Genomic DNA, 3,046 nt, shown 5'->3' with positions numbered 1-3,046 from the left:
GCCGCATCCTGGTACGGCAACCACTGCCAGGCCGTGTGCTCGCAAGGATCGAGCCGTGGCACCAGCCGCTCAGGCACTCGGAGACCGAACACGTGCTCGGTATTGCGGGTGACGCCGGGCGCGTAGCGCGCCCGCCAGCGCGGCAGGATCTCGAAGACATTGCAGCGCTGCCAATCGACCAGTGCGGAAGCCAACGCACTGCCCGGGCCACAGAGGATGCCCGTCTCCTCCTCGACTTCGCGGGCGGCGGTGCGCGCCAGCGCTTCGTCCTCGCTGTCCCTGCTGCCGGTGACCGACTGCCAGAGGTCGTCGGCACCGACCCGCCGGATCAACAGCACGTCGAGCGCCGTCGTGTGGATCACGACCAGCACCGATTCGGGAATTTTCCAGGGTCGCTCGCTCACTGGAGTACCTTCGTGCTTCGCACTGCGGTGCGAGCTTGCTTGGGGCGGCCCGGCGCGGCGCTCATGCAGGCGCCCTGCGGCTGCCTCAGGCGTTCTGCGGCGCGTTGCGCAGCTTGATGTGCAGCTCGCGCAGCTGCTTCTCGTCGACCGGGCTCGGCGCCTGCGTCAGCAAGTCCTGGGCGCGCTGGGTCTTCGGGAAGGCGATCACGTCGCGAATCGATTCGGCGCCGGTCATGAGCATCACCAGGCGGTCGAGGCCGATCGCGATGCCGCCGTGCGGCGGCGCACCGTACTGCAGCGCGTCGAGCAGGAAGCCGAACTTGAGCTGCGCGTCCTCGGCGCTGATCTTGAGCGCGCGGAACACCTTGCTCTGCACTTCCTCGCGATGGATACGCACCGAGCCACCGCCCATCTCGATGCCGTTGAGCACCATGTCGTAGGCCTTGGCGATGCACTTCTCGGGCGCCGTGTCCATCAGGTCCTCGTGGCCGTCCTTTGGCGCCGTGAACGGATGGTGCACGGCCGACCAGCGCTGGCCTTCCTCGTCGAATTCGAACATCGGGAAGTCGACCACCCACAGCGGTGCCCAGCGGTCGTCGAACAGGCCGTTCTTCTTGCCGAAGGCGCTGTGGCCGATCTTCACGCGCAGCGCGCCGATGGCGTCGTTGACGATTTTTTCCTTGTCGGCGCCGAAGAACAGGATGTCGCCGTTGCGTGCACCCGTGCGCGCGATGATTTCGGCCAGCGTGCCGTCGTCGAGGTTCTTCACGATCGGGCTCTGCAGGCCTTCGCGGCCGACCTGCGCGTCGTTGACCTTGATGTAGGCCAGGCCCTTGGCGCCGTAGATCTTGACGAACTCCTGGTAGGCGTCGATCTCGCCGCGCGACAGCCCGCCTTCGGCACCGCCGCCCGGCACGCGCAGCGCCACGACGCGGCCGCCGGTCATGGTGGCCGCGTTGGAGAACACCTTGAACTCGACCCGCTTCATGAGCTCGGTGAGCTCGGTGAACTCGAGCTTGACGCGCAGGTCGGGCTTGTCGGAGCCGTACCTGAACATCGCGTCGGCGTAGCTCATGGTCGGGAAGACCGGCAACTCGATGCCGGCGGCATTCCGGAACACGTTGCGGATCATGCCCTCGAACATCTCGCGGATCTCCTCCTCCGAGAGGAACGAGGTCTCGATGTCGATCTGCGTGAACTCGGGCTGGCGGTCGGCGCGCAGGTCCTCGTCGCGGAAGCACTTGACGATCTGGTAGTAGCGGTCGTAGCCGGCCACCATCAGCAGCTGCTTGAAGAGCTGCGGCGACTGCGGCAGCGCGAAGAAGCTGCCGTCGTGCACGCGGCTCGGCACCAGGTAGTCGCGCGCGCCCTCGGGCGTCGACTTGCCCAGCATCGGCGTCTCGATGTCGATGAAGCCGTTGGCGTCGAGAAACTTGCGGACCTCCATCGTGACCTTGTAGCGCAGCATCATGTTGCGCTGCATGGCCGGACGGCGCAGGTCGAGCACGCGGTGCGTGAGGCGGGTGGTTTCCGAGAGGTTGTCGTCGTCGAGCAGGAACGGCGGCGTCACCGACGGATTCAACACCTTCATCTCGTGGCACAGCACCTCGATCTTGCCGCTCTTGAGGTTGTCGTTGATCGTGCCTTCGGGCCGCGCACGCACCAGGCCGGTGACCTGCACGCAGAACTCGTTGCGCAGGCCTTCGGCGGCCGCGAAGGTGGAGGCGCGATCCGGATCGCAAACCACCTGGACATAGCCTTCGCGGTCGCGCAGGTCGATGAAGATCACGCCGCCGTGGTCGCGCCGGCGGTTGACCCAGCCGCACAGGGTGACGGTTTGTCCGAGGAGGGCTTCGGTCACGAGACCGCAATAGTTTGAACGCATGGCCATAGATGGATTCCGGCGCCGCGAAGGCGCGTCTTTGTCTTTATTTGATCGCGATCGCCGCGGGGCCGCCGGGAACGACCACCCCCATCGACACGATGTACTTGAGCGCGTCATCCACGCTCATCTTGAGTTCGATGCAGTCGCTGCGCTTGAGCATCACGAAATAGCCGCCCGTCGGGTTGGGCGTGGTCGGCACGTAGACACCGAGATAGTCGCCGCCGCCCAGGTGGCCGACCACCTCATGGCCCGGCGTGCCGGTCACGAAGGCGATGGTCCAGGCCCCGGCGCGCGGCCACTCGATCAGCACCGCGGTTCGGAAGGCGTTGCCGTTCTCGGAGAACAGCGTGTCCGAGACCTGCTTGACGCTGGAATAGATCGAGCGCACCACGGGAATGCGGCGCACCACGGCATCGCCCCAGCCCAGCAGGCGCTTGCCGACAAAGTTGCTCGCGATGGCTCCGACCGACAGCAGGATGGCCAGCGTCAGCAGCACGCCGAGGCCGCGCACCTTGTGCTCGTTCAGGTACTGCTGCCACGACTCGGGCAGCAGCCACAGCGTCTGGTCGAGCGTGCCGATGATCCAGTTCAGCACGCCGAGCGTGATGACCAGYGGCACGATGACGAGCAAGCCGGAGAGCAGCCATTTGCGCAGCGCGAGCATCCGTGGACCTCAGTCGCTGCCCGAAGAAGGCGCCGGTGCCGGTGCCGCCGCGGGTGCCGGGGCACTGGCGGGAGCGGCGGCCGGAACGGCGGC

Annotated in this window: 3 protein-coding genes; all 3 read right to left on the bottom strand. The window is 66.6% G+C overall.

The genetic code is table 11. From position 1 onward, the window contains the following. Positions 1-404, bottom strand: a 404-nt coding sequence (gene nudB / locus AC1DY5_RS49360; protein ID WP_478121624.1) for a dihydroneopterin triphosphate diphosphatase, incomplete at its 3' end; no start/stop codon positions are given. An 85-nt stretch (positions 405-489) separates the two neighbouring features. After that, a complete protein-coding gene (gene aspS, locus AC1DY5_RS49355; RefSeq protein WP_478121623.1) occupies positions 490-2,295 on the bottom strand; it encodes an aspartate--tRNA ligase in 1,806 nt (601 codons plus the stop codon). A 37-nt stretch (positions 2,296-2,332) separates the two neighbouring features. Further along, complete coding sequence (locus tag AC1DY5_RS49350) at positions 2,333-2,953, bottom strand: DUF502 domain-containing protein (RefSeq protein ID WP_478121622.1); 621 nt, start codon at positions 2,951-2,953, stop codon at positions 2,333-2,335. Positions 2,954-3,046 lie beyond the last annotated feature (93 nt).

It is taken from the genome of Variovorax sp. P4_D9 (genome assembly GCF_056401695.1).
This window is presented reverse-complemented; position numbering and strand designations above follow the sequence as displayed.